Origin of the sequence: Streptomyces sp. NPDC005302 (genome assembly GCF_040607345.1) — a bacterium.
Classification (GTDB): domain Bacteria; phylum Actinomycetota; class Actinomycetes; order Streptomycetales; family Streptomycetaceae; genus Streptomyces.
Map to the genome: position 1 here is coordinate 273,143 of NZ_JBEXGN010000010.1, position 19,076 is coordinate 292,218.

Consider the following 19,076-nt stretch of genomic DNA (forward strand, 5'->3'; position numbering starts at 1 on the left):
TGATCGTCCCGTCATTTAATGAGGGCGTCGGAGGGTCGTCTTCCCCCAGGAGCAGCGCATGTCGGCGGCACACACCACTTCAGGGGGCGGGCAGGACAAGCCCGGGATGCTACGGCGGCTGGGCGAGTGGTGTGCCCGGCACTTCGTGATCGTGATCGTGGCCTGGCTGGTCGTACTGGCCGTGCTTCAGGTGCTGAATCGCTCGTTCGGCGGAGACTACTCGGACAACTTCACACTCCCCGGAGTGCAGTCCACGAAGGGCGTCGACGTCCTCAAGGAGCACGACCCGGCGGCCGGCGGCTACAGCAGCCAGGTCGTCCTGCGGGACACCCAGAAGCCGCTGACGTCACTGAGCTCGCAGGTGAACCAGACGGTCGGCAGCCTGCAGAAGCTGCCGCACGTGCTGTCGGCGCAGAACCCGCTGCCGCCGCCGAGTTCGCAGTCCTCGGGACAGTCCCAGCAGCCGAACGTCGGGCCGCTGTCCGACGACGGGAAGACGGCGTACATCACCGTCCGCTTCGACGTGCAGCCCTCGACGCTCGGTGACGACTACCTCCACGGAGTGGACAGCGCCGTGCAGCCGCTGCGGTCGGCCGGCGTCGACGTCGAGTACGGCGGTCCGCTGGGTGAGCTGGCCCGCCCCGCGCCCAACGACCGGCTCAGCGAGGCGATCGGCTTCGCGGTGGCGATCGTCGTCCTGCTCGTCGGCTTCGGCAGTGTGATCGCGGCGGGCCTGCCGCTGGTGACCGCGCTGATCAGCGTGGTCGGCGGGCTGGCCTGCCTGGGACTGCTGGCCGCCGCGTTCACCTTCGCGACCGTGTCGCCGACCCTCGCCACCATGATCGGAATCGGCGTCGGCATCGACTACGCCCTGTTCCTGATCACCCGTCACCGGCAGAATCTCATCGACGGCGTCGATCCGGTGCACGCGGCGGGGCGGGCGACCGCGACCAGCGGCCGGGCCGTCCTCGTCTCGGGCTGCACCGTCATCATCGCCCTGGCGGGGCTGTCCGTCTCCGGTGTCTCCTTCATCAGCAAGCTGGGCCTCGCGGCGGCCGTCACGGTCGTCTCCGCGGTCGCCGGCGCGCTCACCATCGTCCCGGCGCTGCTCGGACTCATCGGGCGGCACATCGACCGCTACCACGTGCGCAGGCCCGTCGCAGAGACCGACGCCGATCCCGGGCAGCCCGCGCACGGCACCTGGCACCGCTACGCCCAGCGGGTGGAGCGACGTCCCTGGTGGTTCCTCGCCGGCGGCCTGGTGACGGTGGTGGTCCTGGCCATTCCGGTGTTCTTCATCCAGCTCGGGCACATCGGGGACGGCGCCGACCCGACGTCCTTCACGGACCGACGGGCGTTCGACATCATGTCGAACGCCTTCGGGCCCGGCTCCAACGGTCCGCTGACCGTGGTCATCGACCAGACGAACGTGCCGTCGGACCAGCGTTCGGCGCTGGCGTCGCAGGCGGGGAAGGCGCTCACCGACGTGCCCGGCGCGGCCGCCGTCACCCCGCTCACGGCCACCCAGGACGGCGACGTGCTGGTGGGCACCGTCTTCTCGAAGCAGTCCCCGCAGGACAAGGTGACCACCGACCTGACGAACCACCTCGTCGACGACACGCTGCCCGAGGCCGTGTCCGGCACCGCCGGGAAGGGCTACGTCACCGGGACCACGGCCGCTCAGGTCGACTTCCTCGACATCGTCGCGAGCCGGCTGCCGCTGATCATCGCCGTGGTCGTCGCGCTCGCGTTCATCATCATCCTGATCGTCTTCCGCGGACTGCTCGTCGCGCTCAAGGCGGCGGTCCTCAACGTCCTGTCCATCGCCGCCTCCTACGGTGTCGTCGTCGCCGTCTTCCAGTGGGGCTGGGGCGGGCCGTCGCTCGGGGTGTCGGGCAAGGTGCCCATCGAGAGCTACGTGCCGATGATGATGTTCGCGATCATCTTCGGGCTGAGCATGGACTACGAGATCTTCCTGCTGTCGCGGGTCCACGAGGCGTGGGTGCGCACCGCTGACGCCAAGGCGAGCGTCGCGCACGCCCTGGAGATCACCGCCCGGGTGATCTCCTGTGCGGCCCTCATCATGGTGAGCGTCTTCGCCGCCTTCATCCTGAGCGACAACATCGTCGTGAAGATGCTCGGACTCGGACTCGCCGTGAGCGTGCTGATCGACGCGACCGTCGTCCGGCTGCTCCTCGTTCCGGCCGTGATGACGCTGCTCGGCTCCCACGCCTGGTGGACCCCGCGATGGCTCGACCGGATCATGCCGCACATCGACACGGAGGGCGACCCCGCCCTGCGCGCCGCGGATCCCGTACGGCCGCCGGCCGACGGGTGACACCGGCCGCGTGATCGTCGACCGCGCGTACGTCCATCTCCCCGCCGCGCACGGCCCGCACGGCACCCAGGACGGCACCGACCCGGCCGGCTGGCCCTGGTCGGTGCCCTGTGTCCGGCAACTGCTCGATGAGGGCCTGCGGTTCACGGCGCCGGTGACCTTCCTGGTCGGGGAGAACGGGTCCGGGAAGTCGACGCTGGTCGAGGCGCTCGCGGAGGGGTTCGGCCTCGACTCCTACGGCGGTTCGCACGACTGGCGCTACGCCTCGGCGCGCGAGAAGTCGGTGCTGGGCGAGCGCCTGCGGTTCGACGCGGCGCCCCGAGGGCGGCGCATGGCGGCCAGTTGGTCGGCCCGCAAAGGCTTCTTCCTGCGAGCCGAGACCGCGCTGGACGCGCTCGGCAGGGAAGGGTTCGCGCCCGAGTCGGTCAGCCACGGGGAGGGCTTCCTCGCGGCGTTCCGGGGGAAGTTCACGCAGCCCGGGCTCTACGTCCTGGACGAGCCGGAGGCCGCGCTCTCCTTCTCCTCGTGCCTCGAACTCATCGGCCACGTCGCCCGGTTGGCGAAGGAGGGCGGCCAGGTCGTCTGCGCCACCCACTCCCCTCTGCTGACGGCGCTGCCGGGCGCGGACATCGTCGAGGTGGGCGAGCACGGCATGCGCAGGGCCGACTGGGCGGACCTGGACCTCGTGAACCACTGGCGCCACTATCTCGCCGATCCGCGGGCCTATCTGCGGCACATCGTCGAACCCTGACGCCGGACGCGGTCCGTACGCCGTTCCGCGCCGATGGCGGGGTGGGGGCGGGGCGGGGCGGGGCGGCAAAACCCTGGTGCCGCGCTGGAGACCCGGCCCTAGCATGGCCCGGTGCCCCGCCTCGAACTGCTCCACCTGGACCACGCCGCCGCGCTGCTCGCGTTCGAGCGGGAGAACCGCGCCTACTTCGCCGCGTCGATCCCCGACCGCGGCGACGCCTACTTCAGCGGCTTCGACGCCCTCCACCGCGAACGGCTGGCCGAGCAGGCGGCCGGCGTGTGCTTCTTCCACCTCGTGGTGGACGACGCGGGCGCGGTGCTGGGCCGCGTGAACCTGGTGGACGCGACGGAGGGCACGGCGGATCTCGGATACCGGATCGCGGAGCGTGCGGCGGGGCGGGGACTCGCCACGGCCGCCGTCCGGGAGGTCTCCCGCCTGGCCGCGACCGCGTACGGACTGCGCACCCTGCGGGCCGCCGCGACCCTCGACAACGCGGCCTCCCGCGCCGTACTGGCCCGCACAGGCTTCCTGCCCGCCGGTGACCTCGTCCTCAACGGCCGCCCGGCGCTCCGCTTCGCGCTGGAACTCCCGCCCGCGGACAGGGCCGCCCGGACGGGCGACGGCGTCATGTCATCGGTTCGGCGGCCGGGTTGATCGTCGTCTGATAGGCGCCGCTGGCCAGCATGCGTACCTCGCCCGCCGCGCTGATCTCGGCGCGCAGGATGCCGGTGGGATCGCTGTACACGGGGTGACCGCCCGGACCCTTGGCCTCCGTCCGTTCGACGATCACCTCGTCCGCGACCATGCTGGCGTCCGGTCCGGGATGGGTGAAGGTCAGCCGGTAGCGGTCCACGGTCTTCATGCAGGCCTCCCGCGCCGAAGCGGCAAAATAGACAAAAGGGGTACTCGTCCATGATGCCGCGAGTTGTCCGTGACAGCAGCGCCGCCCCCGCGGGCCGGCCTCCGGGAGGGCCCCCGGCCGCAACACGAGGCACTCACTGTGGGTGACGCCCCTCGCCACCGGCCGCCGGGCAGTGTAGACATAGCACATGGTCGGACTATTGGGTCGAACCCGGGCTCAGTCGACCCGCCGCCACAGCACAGCGCACCAAGAGCGTGGGTCACACGAAGGCAAGCACCGACGCGGCCCGTCCAACGGGCTTCGCTCCGCACTCGGCGTGCGCAGCGTCGCCGGACAGGTCTTCGTGCTGCAAGTGGTCATCGTGCTGCTCCTGGTCGTCGCCGCCGTGGTCGCCCTCGTGCTCCAGGTGCGGCACGACAGCACACAGGAGGCCCGCAACCGGTCACTCGCCGTGGCCGAGACCTTCGCCAACGCGCCGGGCACCCGGGAGGCGCTCAGCGCCCCGAACCCGACCGCGGTGCTCCAGCCCAGCGCGGAGGCGGCCCGCAAGGCGTCGAAGGTGGACTTCATCGTCGTCCTGAACACCGACGCCATCCGCTACACCCATCCCAAGCCGGACCGGATCGGGAAGAAGTTCGTCGGGACGACCGCGCCCGTCCTCGCCGGGCACTCCATCACCGAACAGGTCGACGGGACCATCGGTCCGCTCGTCCAGGCGACCGTCCCCATCAAGGCACCCGACGGCAAGGTCGTCGGCATGGTGTCGGCGGGCATCACCACGGAGAACGTCGGCGGCGCCGCCGACCGCCAGCTGCCGCTCGTGCTGGGCGCGGCCGGCGTGGCGCTCGCCCTGGCCACCACGAGCACGGCGCTCGTGACCCGACGCCTGCTGCGCCAGACCCACGGCCTGGGCCCGTACGAGATGACCCGGATGTACGAACACCACGACGCGGTGCTGCACTCCGTCCGGGAGGGTGTGATCATCGTCGGCGGTGAGGGGCAGCTGCTGCTCGCCAACGACGAGGCGAACCGTCTGCTGGACCTGCCCCCGGACGCCGAGGCGCGGTCCGTCGAGGAACTGGGCCTCGACGCGGACACCGCCGAACTGCTCGCCTCCGGACGCGTCGCCACCGACGAGGTGCACTTGGTCGGCGACCGCCTGCTGGCCATCAACCAGCGCCCGACGGACCTGCGGGGCGGCCCGGCGGGCAGCGTCGCCACGCTGCGCGACTCGACCGAGCTGCGCGCGCTCTCCGGCCGCGCCGAGACCGCCCGTGAACGTCTCAAGCTCCTCTACGACGCCGGCGTCGGCATCGGGACCGGCCTGGACGTCACGCGCACCGCCGAGGAACTGGCGGAGGTCGCCGTTCCGCGGTTCGCGGACTTCGTCACCGTGGACCTGGCCGACGCCGTGCTGAGCGGACAGGACCCGGACACGGCCGCCGGTCTGCGGCGTACCGCGTCCGGCGGCATCCGCGAGGACGCCCCGCTGTACCCGGTCGGCAAGCACATCGGGTTCATCCCCTCCTCGCCGCAGGCCCACAGCCTGCGCACCGGCGAGGCCGTCGTCGAGCCCGAGCTCGAGGGCGCCCCGGGGTGGCTGGACCAGGACCGCCCGCGTACGGCACAGATCCTGGAGTACGGGATCCACTCCCTGATCACCGTCCCGCTGCGGGTGGGGCCGATGATCATGGGCGTGGTGAACTTCTGGCGATCCGAGAAGCCGGAGCCCTTCGACTCCGAGGACGTGACCCTCGCCGAGGAGCTGGTGGCCCGCGCCGCGGTGTCCATCGACAACGCACGCCGCTACACCCGCGAGCACACGATGGCCGTGACGCTCCAGCGCAGTCTGCTGCCGCGCAGCCTGCCCGAGCAGAGCGCCCTCGACCTCGCCTACCGCTATCTGCCGGCGCAGGCGGGCGTCGGCGGTGACTGGTTCGACGTGTTGCCGCTGCCCGGCGCGCGGGTCGCCCTGGTCGTCGGTGACGTGGTCGGACACGGCCTGCTCGCCGCGGCCACGATGGGGCGGCTGCGTACGGCGGTGCACAACTTCTCCTCGCTCGACCTGCCGCCGGACGAGCTGCTGGGCCTTCTGGACGAGCTGGTCGGCCGTATCGACCAGGACGAGCTGCCGGAGGGCGGCGCGGCCGCGGTCACCGGCGCCACCTGTCTCTACGCCGTCTACGACCCGACCACCCGGCGCTGCACCTTCGCCCGGGCCGGGCATCCGCCGCCCGCGGTGGTCCACCCCGACGGGAGTGTGGAGTTCGCGGACGTGCCGGCGGGTCCCCCGCTCGGTCTCGGCGGTCTGCCGTTCGAGACGGCGGAGCTGGAGCTGGCCGAGGGCAGCCGGCTGGTGCTCTACACGGACGGCCTGGTCGAGGACCGGGAGCGGGACATCGACGTCGGTCTCGAAATGCTGCGCACCGCGCTGGCCGGCGCCGACCGTTCCCCGGAGGACACCTGCCAGGCCGTGCTGGAGGCCATGCTGCCGGCCCGTCCGAGCGACGACATCGCCGTGATCGTCGCCCGTACCCACGCGCTGGGCCCCGACCGGATCGCGGAGTGGAGCGTGCCGTCCGAGCCGGCCGCCGTCGGTGAGGTGCGTGCCGCCGTCACCCGTCGGCTGGCGGAGTGGGGACTGGACGAGATGGCGTTCACCACGGAGCTGATCCTGAGCGAGCTGGTGACCAACGCGATCCGCTACGGCAACGGCACCATCGGGGTACGTGTGCTGTACGACCGCACCCTGATCTGCGAGGTCCTCGACGGCAGCAGCACCTCACCGCACCTGCGGTACGCGGCGTCCACGGACGAGGGCGGGCGCGGCCTGTTCCTGGTCTCGCAGATGGCCGACCGCTGGGGCACCCGCTACACCCCCGAGGGCAAGGTGATCTGGGCGGAACAGCCGCTGCCCTGAGCGTGGCCGGCAGGGCCTCGACCAGGGCGGGCGGTGACCCGGGCGGCGCACGTGAAGGCCGGGCCCGGGTGACCGGGCCCGGGTGACCGGGCCCGGCCGGGGTGCGCTCCGCGTCAACCGGGCGGAGGTGGCCCTTCGCGGGAGTCCCGTGTGTGCGCCGAGCCGCTCACGCCCTCGCCGGCACCGGAGCCGTCAGCCGGTGTGAGCGAGGCCGCGCCGCCCTGGAGGCGTTCCAGGTCGGAGGGGCGCACCTGGATGACGATCAGGGCGACCAGGGCCGCGAAGACGGCGAAGGCGGCAGCGGCGACGAAGGAGCCCGTGATACCGGACGTCAGCACCTGGTCGCTGAAGGGCGCCGGAAGCTGTCCGGTTCTGCGGAACTCCAGCCGCTGCGCCGGGGTCGCGGTCGACAGGAACTTCTTGACCTGGTCCGTGGATTCGTTGCGGCTCGCCGTGCCGAAGACGGTGACCAGCACCGACAGGCCGAGGGAGCCGCCCACCTGCTGGGTGGCGTTGAGGATGCCGGAGGCGGCGCCCGCGTCCTTGGGTGCGACGCCCGACACCGCCATCAGGGTCAGCGACACGAACTGGAGGCCCATGCCGAAGCCGAAGACGATCGTGGGGCCGAGGATGCTGCCGAGGTAGGTGCTGTTCACGTCGGTGAGCGTCAGCCAGCCGAGGCCTGCGGCGGCCAGGATCGCGCCGACGGCCATGAAGGGTTTGGGGCCCCAGCGGGGCAGCAGGTTCGAGGCGAAGCCCGCGCCGATCGCGATGACCACGCTCACCGGCAGGAAGGCGAAGCCGGCCTTGAGCGGGCTGAATCCGAGGATGTTCTGCACGAAGAGGGTCAGGAAGAAGAACATGCCGAAGATGGCCGCGGAGAGGCTCAGCATCATCGCGTAGACGCCCGCGCGGTTGCGGTCGCGGAACATCCACAGCGGGGTGATGGGCTGTCTCGACCGGCGTTCGACGGCGATGAACGCGATGAGGAAGACGACCGCCGCGCCGAAGGCGCCCAGCGTGATGGAGTCGCTCCAGCCCTCCTCGGAGGCCCGGATGAAGCCGTAGACGAGCAGCACCATGCCGAGCGTCGAAGTGAGCGCGCCGAGGAGGTCGAAGTGGCCCGGGTGGCGCTCGGACTCCCTGATGAAGCGGGGGGTGGCGAGCACGATCAGCAGGCCGATGGGGATGTTGACGAAGAAGACCCACCGCTAGTCCAGCCATTCGACGAGAATGCCGCCCGCGAGCAGTCCGATCGCGCTGCCGCCGGCGGACACGGCGGCGAACACCCCGAACGCCCGGTTGCGTTCGGGGCCTTCGCGGAACGTCGTGGTGATGAGGGACAGCGCGGTCGGTGAGGCGATGGCTCCTCCCACGCCCTGCAGCGAACGTGCGGCGAGCAACTGCCAGGACTCCTGGGAGAGTCCGCCGAGCAGGGACGCGAACACGAAGAGCAGCACACCGAACATGAACATGCGGCGGCGGCCGAGGATGTCCCCGGACCGCCCGCCGAGCAGCAGCAGACCGCCGAAGGTCAGCGTGTACGCGTTGATGACCCAGGACAGGTTCTCGGTCGAGAACCCGAGAGCCGTCTGGATGTGCGGCAGCGCGATGTTCACGATGGTGATGTCGAGAACCACCATCAGCTGACACGAGGCGATGACGAGAAGGGCGATGCCGCTTCCTCTGCCCCGCTGCGGAGAGTCGGAGGGCTCGGAGGATGTCACGTGATCGGCCGTCATGGAGAGGGCCCCGCATCTAGGGTCGGCGATGAACGTGCATGGTCACCCAACCGACGTTATGCCCGGGCGCCCGACCTCACCAATCGATCATCGTCTTCCGCCCCGGACCCCCTCTCACCTGGCCAGTCGCCCCAGCAGCGAGGAGGCGGACAGGATGCCGAGGGCCGCGGCCAGGACGAGGACGCCGTAGTCGAGGGCCAGGTGCGCGTGGGTGCCGAGCAGCAGCCCGCGCAGGGCGTCGACCTGGTAGCTGAGCGGGTTGACCTTGCTGATGGCCTGGAGCCAGCCCGGCATGACCGCCACCGGGTAGAGCGCGTTGGAGCCGAAGAACAGGGGCATCGTGATGGCCTGGCCGATGCCCATCAGCCGGTCGCGGGTGAGAACGATGCCCGCGATCGTCATCGAGAGGCACGAGAAGAACGCCGAGCCGAGGACGACGGCCACCGCCACCCCGAGCAGCCGCAGCGGGTTCCAGGTCATGGCCACACCGAGCAGCGCGGCGATCACCACGACCACCACGGCCTGGATGAGCGCCTTCACGCCGGCCGCGAACGCCTTGCCGGTGATGAGCGCCGAGCGGGGTGTCGGCGTGACGAGGAGCTTGGTCAGGATGCCGGCGTCCCGCTCCCAGATGATCATGATGCCGTAGAAGATGGCGATGAACATGGCCGACTGGGCGATGATCCCGGGCGCCAGGTAGTCGAGGTACGGGATGCCGCCGGTGGGGATGGCGCGGATGCGGGTGAAGGTCTCCCCGAAGATGAGCAGCCACAGGGCGGGCTGGATCGCCCGCGTGTACAGCTCGGTCCGGTCGTGCCGGAGCTTCTGGAGTTCGACCGCGCACATCGCGGCGACCCGGGCGGGCAGCACCCGCCAGCCCGTACGGGCCCGGGGCGGCACCACGAGGAGGTCGAGGCTCGCGAGCGGGGTTGCTTCAGCCGACACGGGAAGCGGTGCGGCGGGTGCTTCGGACATCCCTGAATTCTCCTGAACTGTCGTCGAGTCCACTGCCGGCGATGTCGCGGAACACGTCCTCCAGCGTGGGCAGTTCACCGTCGCCGGTGGTCCCGCGCCGCTCGCCGAGGCCCCTCCTGAGCTGCTCCGGCGTACCGAGTGCGCGGACACATCCGTGATGCATCAGCGCGACCCGGTCGCAGTACTGGTCGGCCTCGTCCATGTAGTGGGTCGTCACGAGGACGGTCATGCCGGTGGCGGCGCGCACGGCGTTGATGTGTTCCCACACGCTGGTGCGGGCGATCGGGTCGAGGCCGATGGTCGGCTCGTCGAGGATCAGCAGCCGGGGTGCGCTGACCAGCGCCTGGGCGAGCTCCAGGCGGCGGACCATGCCTCCGGAGTACGTCTTGGCCAGCCGGTCGGCCGCGTCCGTCAGGCCGACCGCGGTGAGCGCCTGCGCGACCCGGGCGGCGCGCTCGCGGCGGGACACGTCGAAGACGCGGGCGAACAGTTCGACGTTCTCCCGGCCGGTGAGCCCGGAGTCGGCGGACAGTTGCTGCGGAACGTAGCCCAACAGGCGGCGTACGGACATCTGTTCGCGGGTGGCGTCGTGCCCGAAGACGCGGACCTTGCCGGCCGGGACGGGCAGGAGGGTGGTGATGCAGCGGATCGCCGTCGTCTTGCCCGCGCCGTTGGGTCCGAGCAGTCCGAACACCTCGCCGTCGCGCACGTCGAGGTCGAGGCCGTCGACCGCGGTGGTCTCACCGAAGGCGTAGACGAGCCCGGAGCACGACACCGCGTTCGGCGCGGCAGCCGTCACGTCGGCACCCGTAGCGTCGGCCGCCCCGGTCGTCCTCTCCGCACCGGCGGCCTCCGCGGGTGTCTCTCGCCCCGTGGCCACCGGACCGTCCCGCCGCGCGGGCTCCGCCGGTCCGCTCTCGTACCGTTTCATGACTCCTCGGCCTCCTCGTGCAGGTTCGCCGCCAGCTTGCGCAGGGCCGGCAGGGCGGCTTCGAGGGCCGCGCGCTCGGCGGGGTCGAGCCGGCCGACCTGGCGGCGCACCAGCACCGCGCGCCGCCGCCGCCAGTCGCGCAGCCGGGTGTCGGCGGCGGGTGTGGTCAGCAGCCGGGCGGCCCGCCGGTCTGCCGGATCCGTGGCGCGGACCAGATAGCCGTCCCGGACCAGCCGGTTGACCAGCGTCGAGACCGAATTGCCCGCCAGGTACAGCTCCTTGGCGGCCTCGGACACACCGAGACCGGGCCGCTCGGCGACCAGCCGCAGCAGGTCGACCTCGGCACCGCGCAGCCGCGGCCCGTCCGTGCCGCCGCGCAGCCGCCGTCTGATCAGCCGCTGCAGTCCGGCCAAGGCGTCCGACAGTGCCTCGGGGAAGCGTTCCGACTCCGGTTCCACGTCTTCGAGATTAGCTCTGTGTCAGAGGTATTTCGGAAAAGGGAGGGTCAAGAGGCGGCAAGCAGTAGGCGCCCCGGCGTCCCGTGCGCCGGAGCGGGCGCCGCACCCCGGAGCGCGCGCCGCGTGACCCGGAACACTGCGTCCGCAGGCGCCCTCCACCGGGAAGCCGAAGGTGTGCAGCCCGATTCGGGGGGTAACCGTTGACCTGCTCACCGGCGTCACCGGCGCCGGACGATTCCCGACGGATCAGTGTCCTTTGGAGGTAAGCGTGCCGGCCGAACCAGCTCCTGTGTCCATCGAGGTGACCCCGTACGGCGACGGCATCGCCCTGGTCACCGTCGCCGGGGAACTGGACGTCGAGACGGCTCCCGAGCTGCGGAACCGGCTGGCCGACCAGATACGCGCCGGCCGGCGGCATCTGCTGCTGGACCTGTCCGAGGTTCCCTTCATGGACTCCTCCGGCATCAACGCGCTCCTCAAGGCGCACGACGAGGCCGGCCGCGCCGGCGGGAGCCTGTGCCTCGTGTCGCCCGCCCCGATGGTCCGCCGCGTCCTGGATCTCACCGGCGTCAGCCTCACGATCGCGTCGCTGGACGGTGTCGAGGCGGCGCTGGCCCACGTGGGCGACGGGATCTCGCGGCACTAGGCCGGGCCGATCCGTTCCGAACCGCGCGCGGTTCCCGACGCGAGCCTCGGCCCATCCGCCTCACGAGCACCGTCGACCTGCGAGGAAAGACGTGAGACCAAGATCATGCGAGCGATAGTTGCCATTTGACAACTGTGAACGTGAGACAACAAAGTGATCGCCCCGACGAGCGGAGAGGACCCGAGATGACGCAGTGGGTGAGGCAGACGAGACCCGTACGGCTCGCACACCGCGCGGCCCCCACGGCCGCCGGCTCCCGGTCCGCGCCGCCCCGCGGCTCAGGCCGTACGGACGGCCGGCGCGTCGTCCTCGTGGAGCTGCGCGGCCGCCGTCGCGCAGAAGGCCGCGAGGCCCTCCGCGAGCGCGGTCCGCTGCGCCGCCGGCATCTGGGCGAGCACCGCTTCCACGGCGTGCTCGCGCCGTGCGCGCAGCTCGGTGAGGAAGATCCGGCCGCGCGCGCTGAGGAACAGACGCAGCTCCCGGCGGCTGATGGCACTCGGCGCCCGCTCGATGTATCCCACGGCCTGGAGGCGGTCGCAGAGTCTGCTCGTCGAAGGCGGCGTGGAGCCGAGCGCGTCGGCGAGCGTGCGCAGGTTGATGCCTTCGTCGTGCTCCAGGATGAAGAGCACGCGCAGCTGGGAGGCGGAGACAGGAGCCGTCGAGGCCCTCCCCCACAGAATCTCCAGCAGCTCGGCAGCCTCGGAGGTCACACGAGCCACCTCACCGGGCTGTGGACGCGGGCCGGAGGAAGTCACGGTTTCACTCTCCCAGTCTTCTCGGGCACTGTCAGCCTGTCGGGGGCAAGGACAGGAGCAAAACACCTGTCAGGGGCTGGGACAGGAACAAAGCAGTAGATACCGGGTCCCACGTATGCCGGTCCGGCTTCCCGGAGCTCGGACCCGGCATCGTACTAGTCGAAGAATGGCGTATCCGACATCGTGAACAGATTCGTGGCCGCGGAGCGGGCGTTGCGCACCGCGGCACCCCACCAACTGCTCGACGCCGTCCGTGCGGTGCTGTGCGATCGCTACGCGGCCGAGTCCGTCGAGCTCTTCATGGCCGACTACGGCCTCACCGTGCTCCAGCCCGTGTCGGTGCTTCCGCACACCCTGGAACCGGTCCCGGTGCACAGCAGCCCCGCGGGCCGGGCCTTCGGCGCCCAGGAACCCTTCGTCGAGGAGCGCACCGGCCGGCGGGCGCGGGCGCACCTCCCGGTGACGGTGCGCGGCGACCGGCTCGGCGTCCTGTCCGTCACGCTGCCCGCCGAGGCGTGCGACGGGGAGACGCTCGCCGAGCTCTCCGAGGTCGCGGAGGTCCTCGCCCACGAGGTGCTCGTCGCCGAGCGGGACACCGACCTGTACCTGCAGGCGCGTCGCAAGGACCGGCTGACGCTGGCCGCCGAGATGCAGTGGCAGCTGCTGCCGGGCCGTTCCTGCTCCCGCCCCGAGTACGAGCTCGGGGCCCAGCTGGAGCCCGCCTACGCGATCTTCGGCGACAACTTCGACTGGTCCGCGAGCGCCGACCGGCTGCTGCTGTACATCACCAACGGCATGGGCGAGGGGATCGAGGCCTCGCTGCTGACGAACCTCGGTATCAACGCGCTGCGCAACGCGCGCCGTGCGGGGATCTCCCTCCAGGACCAGGCGGCCCTCGCCGACCAGGCGATCTACGCCCAGTACCGGGGCGCCTCGCACCTGTCCGTGCTGATGCTCGACTTCGAGCTGTCGACCGGCCGGCTGCGGGTGATCGACGCGGGTTCGCCCCAGATGCTGCGGCTGCGGGGCAGGTCCGTCGAGCGGGTCGGCTTCGAGGCCCAGCTGCCCCTCGGGATGTTCGAGGAGACCGACTACTTCGTACAGGAGTTCCAGGTGGAGCCCGGTGACCGGCTCCTGTTCGTCAGTGACGGTGTGCACGCGGTCGCCGGTCCCGGCGGGGAGGAGTACGGGGAGAAGGCCCTCGCGATGGCGATCACCTCCACCCAGCTGCTGCCCGCGACGGAGGTGCCCCGTGCCGTGCTCCGCGAGCTCACCGGGCACCGGGGCAGGCCCAAGCCGGAGGACGACGCCCTCGTGGTGTGCCTCGACTGGCACGGGCCGGCGGCGACGGAGTAGCGGGCCCACGGCTTTCGGGCCCGGCCGACCGGGCCGGCACCCGTGCCGCGGGCCCCTGGCCGTGAGCGGGTGCGGGACGCGATCGGGCCATGGCTACAGTTGCCGTACGACAAGAGACCGCGCCCGGACGGGAACACGCCCGTCGGCGCGGCACACGAACGAAGGAGAACACGTGGCGGAACATCAGGCAGCGGTGCGACAGGATTCGGCGGCTCAGGAGGTCGGTGACTTCCTGCGCGCGCGCCGTGAGCAGATCGCCCAGCGCTGGGCCGACGAGGCACTGTTCCGCACCGTCTTCACCGTCTCGCGCGACGAGGCGGTGGAGGCCGGCCGGGCCGTCGTCGAAGCACTCGCCGCGGTCGCCGCCGCGGGTCGCGTCGAAGACCTCGGGGCTGCCGGGTTCGCCACCGTGCGCGACCAGTTGGGACGCATGGCGGCCTCCCGGGCCCGGACCGGTGCCTCGTCCGCGCAGATCGCGGACGAGGTGGCGGCACTGCGCCCCGCGGCCTCCGAGCTGCTGAGCGCGGATCTCGCCGACGGCTCCCGCGAGCGGGCCGAGGTGTGCGCGGTCACCCTCACAGCGCTCCTGGGCACCCTGCGCCTGGTCGTGCTGGAGACCACCCTCAGCGCGGGACAGGAACTCATCGACCGCCAGCGCCTCCAGTTGCTGGAGGTGGCCACGCCCGTGATCAAGCTGTGGACCGGCGTGGTCGCCGTCCCCCTCATCGGCACCCTCGACAGCGCCCGCAGCCAGGTCGTGATGGAGAGCCTGCTCGACGCCGTCGTCTCCCAGCAGGCCCACTTCGCCATCCTGGACATCACGGGCGTGCCGACCGTGGACTCGCTGGTGGCCCAGCACCTCATGAAGACCGTCGCCGCCGCCCGTCTGATGGGCGCGGAGTGCATCGTCTCGGGCATCCGGCCCGCGATCGCGCAGACCATCGTCCACCTCGGCATCGACCTCGGCGAAGTGGTCACCCGCGCCAGCCTCGCCGACGCTCTCGCCTACGCCCTGAACCGCCAGGGCATCGCGATCGTCGACCAGGACCGCAGCGGCCAGAGCGCGCGGTGAACGCCCCGATCACCGGGCCGACGGGCGCCCACGTCCCCGTACTGAAGCTCGGCGACGTCCTCCTGGTCACCTTGCAGGGCGACCTGCACGACGAGGCGGCCGAGCGGCTGCAGCGGGACATAGGCGAGGCCATCGCCGCGAGTTCGGTCACAGGTGTCGTCATCGACATCTCCGGCGTGGAGATCGTCGACTCGTTCCTGGGACGGGTGTTCGCGGAGGTCGCCGCGCACGCCAAACTGCTCGCGGCGCAGACCGTCGTCGCCGGCATGCGGCCCGCCGTCGCCATCACCCTGGTCGAACTGGGCCTCACCCTGCCCGGATTGCGCACCGCGCTCGACGCCGAGGAGGCCATGCGTCTGCTCACCACGGCGCCGACGACCCCTCACCACGGTCCAGCACGCCGGGAGCGCCTGTGACGGAGACCTCCGGCCGCGTCACCGACTGCCTGCCGATCCGTTCCGACATGGATCTCGCGTGGGTACGCCAGCACGTGCGCCAGGCCGCCGCGGAGCTCGGCTTCGGACTCGTGGACCAGACGAAGCTCGTCACCGCCGCCAGTGAACTCGCCCGCAACACGCTGGTGCACGGCGGGGGCGGTCAGGTCGGGTCCACCGTCCTGCGGACCGGCGCGACGCGGGGGCTGCGCCTGACCTTCTCCGACCAGGGGCCCGGCATCACCGACATCGAGCGCGCCCTCGGCGACGGCTACACCTCGGGCGGCGGCCTCGGCCTCGGGCTGGGCGGAGCACGCCGGCTGGTGCACGAGTTCTCCATCGACAGCCGTCCCGGCGAGGGCACCACGGTGACCGTGATCTGCTGGACCGCCGGTCCCCCACCGCCCCGCCAGGAGAGCCGATGACGCGTGTCTGGGACGTTCCCGTCCACGACTCCACCCGGGTCCGGGACGTCCGGGTGGCCGCCGAGGCGGCCGCCGGCCACACCGGGCTCAGCCGCGACCGTACGGCCGTGGCCGCGCTCGTGGCGACGGAGCTGGCGACCAACCTGCTCAAGCACGGGGGCGGCGGACAGATACTGATCGACACCGTGCACGCCGATCTCGCGCTTCCCGGCACCGGCCGCGGCCCGGCCCTCCAGATCGCCGCGATCGACCACGGGCCGGGCATCGCCGACCTCGGCTCCGCGTCGCGTGACGGCTTCTCGACGACGGCCTCGCTCGGCGCGGGGCTCGGCACCTGCCGCCGTATCGCCGACCACTTCGAGGTGCACTCCGTGCCCGGGCAGGGCACCGTCGCCCTGGCGCGGGTCCACGCCGCGCGCAGGGACCGGCCGGGACACCGGCTTCCCGACACCGGTGCCGCGGTCCGGGCCGGGGGGATCAACATCCCGCTGGCGGCCGCCGACCACTCGGGCGACGCCTGGGCCTGCGTCCGGGCCGGCGAGCACGTCACGCTGCTCCTCGCGGACGGGCTCGGACACGGCGAGGCCGCCGCGAAGGCGTCGGGGGCGGCGGTCGAGCAGCTGCACCTGTTCGCGCACCTGCCTCCCGCGGAGCTGCTCGGGCAGCTGCACGGGGCGCTGCGCGACACGCGGGGGGCGGCGGTCGCCGTGGCCCGGCTCGACCTGGTCGCCGACCAGCTCGACTTCGCGGGCATCGGCAACATCGGGGCCCGACTGCTCACCGGGGACACCTGGCGGCCGCTGCTGTCCCACCCGGGCATCGTGGGCGCGTACCGGCCGGCGCGGCTGCCGCAGTGCCGGGTTCCGTGGACGCCCGACAGCCTCCTCGTGCTGCACAGCGACGGTCTGCCCAGCCGCTGGGCGCCGCCGGCCGTCGCTCCGCCGACCGCCTGGGACCCCGCGGTCACCGCCGCGGTGATCGTGCGGGATTCCAGCAGTGCCGCCCGTCCGGTGCGGGACGACACCACCGTGGCCGTGCTGACCCCCACCCGGCAGGATCGCCGCTGATGACCGACACCTGGCAGATCACCACGGTCGACGACGCCGCGCGTGCCCGTATCGCCGCCGCCCGGCTCGCCGCCGCGCACGGCGTGTCCACGGTGGAGCGCACCCGTCTGGTCACCGCTCTCAGCGCCCAGCTGCGGCAGTCCCTGGTCAAGGGCGGCGGCTGGGTCATGGCCCTGCACGGCACCCCGCCCTCGGAGTCCGGCCCCGGCAGGATCACCGTCACGCTGGGCGCGGAGGCCAACGGGTCGGCGGGCGAGCCGAGTTGGCAGGCGAGCGTCGCCGTCGAGGAGCCGGGACGCGGCGAGGGCGCGGTGCGGGTGCCGCGCGACCGCAAGGCGTTCGCCGACGCCCTGCTCAGTGCGGACGAGGACACCTCCCGGGTCCTGGACCGGCTCGGTGAGCAGGAGCAGCTGGTCTCCTTCCACCGGGAGGAACTGCACCAGACCAACCAGGGTGTTCTCGCGCTGCACGCGGAGCTCGACGCGGCCGGGCGGGTGCAGCGCGAGCTGTTCGCCGCCGAGCGCAAGGCCCGCACGGAGGCCGAGAGCGCACGGCGGCGGCTGACGTTCCTCGCCGACGCCAGCGCGGCCCTGACGGCCTCCCTCAACCACGAGGAGATCCTCAGCCGGCTGCCGCAGTTGCTCGTCCCGTCCTACGCCCGGAGCGTCGACGTATGGCTCTTCGCCGACGACGACACCCGCAAGCGCTCCCCCCGTCCGGCCGCCGCCGTCGCCGCGGCCCGCACCGGACGCCCGCAGTACGCCGCCGGCCGTCCGGGCGGTCTGCCCGGGGTCGACGACCTGCCGCCCTCGGCGCTCCACCCCGACCTGCCGCTGCTGTGCATCCCGCTGCCGACCCGGCACGCCCCGCTGGGTGTGGTGACGCTGACGCCGCCGGAGGACCCGTGGAGCCCGGACGACGCCGTCATGCTCGTCGAACTCGCCCGCCGGGCCGGGATCGCGATCGACCACGCCCAGCGGTTCGAGCACAACCGCGACATCGCCGAGACCCTGCAGCGCGCGCTGCTCACCGACCTGCCCACGACACCGGGGCTCAGCCTGGCCGCCCGCTACCTCCCGGCCACCCACGGGCTGAACATCGGCGGCGACTGGTACGACGCGTTCCAGCAGCCGGACGGGGGGCTGGTCGCCGTCATGGGCGACGTGACGGGCCACGGGCTGCGGGCCGCCGTCATGATGAGCCAACTGCGCACCGCCCTGCGGGCGTACGCGGTGGACGGCGGCACACCGGGCCAGCTCCTCACCCGGCTGCACGTGTTCCTGCACCATCTCCAGCCCGACCTGTACGCCACGGCGGTCATCGCCCGCTTCCACCCCGACGAGTCCACCGTCACCTGGGCCGCCGCGGGGCACCCGCCGCCCGTGCTGCGCACTCCCGGCGGAGGTGTGCGCGTGCTGGACGCCAAGCCCGGCGCGATGCTGGGCATTCCGCTGCACCAGGAGATCCGCGACCACACGGCCGAGCTCCCTGCGGGGTCCACGCTCGCGCTCTACACCGACGGGCTGGTGGAGCGGCGGGCCCAGGGCATCGACCCGGGCATCCGGCGGCTGGCCGAGGCGCTCGGCGGGCAGCGCGCGGCGGACCTGGACCGCGATCTGGAGGGCGCCGCGGACCGGATCCTGGACCCGATGCTCCGCGACTCGCAGCGGGACGACGACGTCTGTCTGCTGCTGTGCCACGTCGGCGACACCGGGGCGCTTCCGGATCCCGGACGGACGACGGTCTGACGTCCGGCGCCGCCCACGGCCGGGCCCCCGGCGCGCGTGCAGCGTTCGAGCGCTAGGCGCCGGGCGGGAACTCGGCGGAGGATGTGTCGCGCGCTCCCTGGAAGGCTCGCAGTCCCTCCTCGAACGACCGCCGCTGGAACGGTGTCATGCCCGCGAGCACGGCCGCGAGGATCTGGGACCGGCGCTCGCCGATCTCCGTGAGGACCCTGGTGCCCAGCGGGGTCAGCAGCAGGTGCAGGGCGCGCCGGTTGCCGGGGTGCGGAACGCGTCGCAGCAGGCCCGCGGCCTCCAGCCGGTCGCAGAGACGGCTGGCGGCGGGAAGCGCGGTGCCGACGCGTTCGGCCAGGCCGGTGAGGGTGAGTTCGGGCCGCTGCCCGATGGTCCTGAGTGCTTTCAGCTGGTGGGCGGAGAGGCGGGGGACGACCGTCTGGCCGGCCGAGATCCACAGTTCCACCAGTTCCTCGACGGCGTCGGCCGTCCGTCCGGCGACCGCCTCGGGACGGCCGCCGGTCTCCGTCGTGCGGTTCGTGTCCCCGTCATCCACCACGGGTCATCACGCGCTCCCTGCGAACCCGGCCGCGGCGGGCCCGCCGCGC

At 72.2% G+C, this 19,076-nt stretch carries 17 protein-coding genes and 1 pseudogene; 11 read left to right on the forward strand and 7 right to left on the reverse strand.

Annotated features, from left to right (window positions below; translation table 11 throughout):
• Positions 1–58: 58 nt before the first annotated feature.
• The 3 genes from ABZT74_RS18045 to ABZT74_RS18055 all read left to right on the forward strand — a co-directional run bounded on the left by ABZT74_RS18045 (position 59) and on the right by ABZT74_RS18055 (position 3,743).
• Entirely contained in the window at positions 59–2,338 is a 2,280-nt protein-coding gene (locus ABZT74_RS18045) for an MMPL family transporter (protein ID WP_356436041.1), read from the forward strand.
• A gap of 103 nt (positions 2,339–2,441) precedes the next feature.
• Entirely contained in the window at positions 2,442–3,089 is a 648-nt protein-coding gene (locus tag ABZT74_RS18050) for an AAA family ATPase (RefSeq protein ID WP_356436128.1), read from the forward strand.
• A gap of 111 nt (positions 3,090–3,200) precedes the next feature.
• Entirely contained in the window at positions 3,201–3,743 is a 543-nt protein-coding gene (locus ABZT74_RS18055; RefSeq protein WP_356436043.1) for a GNAT family N-acetyltransferase, read from the forward strand.
• On the opposite strand, the gene ABZT74_RS18060 is transcribed toward ABZT74_RS18055, so the two are convergent.
• The gene (locus ABZT74_RS18060) at positions 3,715–3,951 is read right to left on the reverse strand and encodes a DUF6296 family protein (protein WP_356177601.1); all 237 of its coding nucleotides are present in this window, start codon (positions 3,949–3,951) and stop codon (positions 3,715–3,717) included. The two genes, ABZT74_RS18055 and ABZT74_RS18060, sit on opposite strands and share 29 nt — an antisense overlap.
• A gap of 187 nt (positions 3,952–4,138) precedes the next feature.
• Here ABZT74_RS18060 and ABZT74_RS18065 point away from each other — a divergent pair, with 187 nt between their 5' ends.
• Positions 4,139–6,871 carry a SpoIIE family protein phosphatase gene (locus ABZT74_RS18065; protein WP_356177600.1) on the forward strand — a complete coding sequence of 911 codons (2,733 nt, stop codon included), beginning with the start codon at positions 4,139–4,141 and terminating at the stop codon, positions 6,869–6,871.
• Between the two features lie 113 nt (positions 6,872–6,984).
• On the opposite strand, the pseudogene ABZT74_RS18070 reads toward ABZT74_RS18065, so the two are convergent.
• From ABZT74_RS18070 to ABZT74_RS18085, 4 genes and pseudogenes are all read right to left on the reverse strand, one after another.
• A pseudogene (locus tag ABZT74_RS18070) lies at positions 6,985–8,613 on the reverse strand (MFS transporter).
• A gap of 114 nt (positions 8,614–8,727) precedes the next feature.
• Positions 8,728–9,588 carry an ABC transporter permease gene (locus tag ABZT74_RS18075; RefSeq protein WP_356436045.1) on the reverse strand — a complete coding sequence of 287 codons (861 nt, stop codon included), beginning with the start codon at positions 9,586–9,588 and terminating at the stop codon, positions 8,728–8,730.
• Positions 9,548–10,519: an ATP-binding cassette domain-containing protein gene (locus tag ABZT74_RS18080; protein ID WP_356436047.1), complete on the reverse strand. Its 972-nt coding sequence runs from the start codon at positions 10,517–10,519 to the stop codon at positions 9,548–9,550. Before ABZT74_RS18080 ends, ABZT74_RS18075 begins: the two co-directional genes overlap by 41 nt.
• Complete coding sequence (locus ABZT74_RS18085) at positions 10,516–10,977, reverse strand: helix-turn-helix domain-containing protein (protein WP_356436051.1); 462 nt, start codon at positions 10,975–10,977, stop codon at positions 10,516–10,518. The genes ABZT74_RS18080 and ABZT74_RS18085 overlap by 4 nt, the downstream gene beginning before the upstream one ends.
• Positions 10,978–11,245: 268 nt before the next feature.
• On the opposite strand from ABZT74_RS18085, the gene ABZT74_RS18090 reads away from it, so the two are divergent.
• The gene (locus ABZT74_RS18090) at positions 11,246–11,623 is read left to right on the forward strand and encodes an STAS domain-containing protein (protein WP_356177596.1); all 378 of its coding nucleotides are present in this window, start codon (positions 11,246–11,248) and stop codon (positions 11,621–11,623) included.
• A 278-nt stretch (positions 11,624–11,901) separates the two neighbouring features.
• Here the strand turns inward: ABZT74_RS18090 and ABZT74_RS18095 are convergent, their stop codons facing one another.
• Positions 11,902–12,333 carry a MarR family transcriptional regulator gene (locus ABZT74_RS18095; protein WP_355878520.1) on the reverse strand — a complete coding sequence of 144 codons (432 nt, stop codon included), beginning with the start codon at positions 12,331–12,333 and terminating at the stop codon, positions 11,902–11,904.
• Between the two features lie 228 nt (positions 12,334–12,561).
• Between ABZT74_RS18095 and ABZT74_RS18100 the strand changes: the two genes are divergently transcribed.
• The 6 genes from ABZT74_RS18100 to ABZT74_RS18125 all read left to right on the forward strand — a co-directional run bounded on the left by ABZT74_RS18100 (position 12,562) and on the right by ABZT74_RS18125 (position 18,480).
• Positions 12,562–13,734, forward strand: a complete 1,173-nt coding sequence (locus tag ABZT74_RS18100; RefSeq protein WP_355878523.1) for a PP2C family protein-serine/threonine phosphatase — start codon at positions 12,562–12,564, stop codon at positions 13,732–13,734.
• Positions 13,735–13,906: 172 nt separating this feature from the next.
• Complete coding sequence (locus ABZT74_RS18105) at positions 13,907–14,806, forward strand: STAS domain-containing protein (RefSeq protein WP_356436054.1); 900 nt, start codon at positions 13,907–13,909, stop codon at positions 14,804–14,806.
• Positions 14,803–15,222 carry an STAS domain-containing protein gene (locus tag ABZT74_RS18110; protein WP_356177594.1) on the forward strand — a complete coding sequence of 140 codons (420 nt, stop codon included), beginning with the start codon at positions 14,803–14,805 and terminating at the stop codon, positions 15,220–15,222. The genes ABZT74_RS18105 and ABZT74_RS18110 overlap by 4 nt, the downstream gene beginning before the upstream one ends.
• A gap of 47 nt (positions 15,223–15,269) precedes the next feature.
• Complete coding sequence (locus tag ABZT74_RS18115) at positions 15,270–15,665, forward strand: anti-sigma regulatory factor (RefSeq protein WP_356177603.1); 396 nt, start codon at positions 15,270–15,272, stop codon at positions 15,663–15,665.
• A complete protein-coding gene (locus tag ABZT74_RS18120) occupies positions 15,662–16,732 on the forward strand; it encodes an ATP-binding SpoIIE family protein phosphatase (protein ID WP_356436058.1) in 1,071 nt (356 codons plus the stop codon). The genes ABZT74_RS18115 and ABZT74_RS18120 overlap by 4 nt, the downstream gene beginning before the upstream one ends.
• Entirely contained in the window at positions 16,732–18,480 is a 1,749-nt protein-coding gene (locus tag ABZT74_RS18125; protein ID WP_356436061.1) for a SpoIIE family protein phosphatase, read from the forward strand. The genes ABZT74_RS18120 and ABZT74_RS18125 overlap by 1 nt, the downstream gene beginning before the upstream one ends.
• A 52-nt stretch (positions 18,481–18,532) precedes the next feature.
• Here ABZT74_RS18125 and ABZT74_RS18130 read toward each other — a convergent pair whose 3' ends face one another.
• The gene (locus tag ABZT74_RS18130; RefSeq protein ID WP_356436064.1) at positions 18,533–19,027 is read right to left on the reverse strand and encodes a MarR family transcriptional regulator; all 495 of its coding nucleotides are present in this window, start codon (positions 19,025–19,027) and stop codon (positions 18,533–18,535) included.
• Between the last annotated feature and the right edge of the window lie 49 nt (positions 19,028–19,076).